The 255-nt window shown below is 56.1% G+C and carries 1 protein-coding gene; it reads right to left on the bottom strand.

What is annotated here, in order from left to right:
- On the bottom strand, positions 1-255 hold a 255-nt coding region (locus ACO0K9_RS28180; protein ID WP_422990721.1), incomplete at both ends, for a hypothetical protein.

The following is a 255-nucleotide window of genomic DNA, read 5'->3' as shown; positions in this document are numbered from 1 at the left end:
TCAGGGACAGGTCTTGTACGCCAGAGCCGTCTGTCAGGACACTCAGTGCGCCAGGAACTTGTACGCCTGTGGAAACGTCGAGACGGTTCAGGCCGCCATTGGCGCCAGCAGTGGTGGTATCAAAGTTGATGAAGCCACCTGCAACGCCGGTTCCTGTTGCTGTACCGATGGTGATGGTGCCTGTGTGTGCAGCAACGCTTTGCAGGGCGATGGTGTTGGATTCAGAATCAGCATCTGTGATGGTGACGTTTTCAG

Source organism: Undibacterium sp. Ji50W (genome assembly GCF_049340445.1).
In the GTDB taxonomy this organism is placed as follows: Bacteria; Pseudomonadota; Gammaproteobacteria; order Burkholderiales; family Burkholderiaceae_D; genus Undibacterium.
Note: the sequence above shows the minus strand (reverse complement) of the source record. Positions and strands in the feature narration are given on the sequence as shown.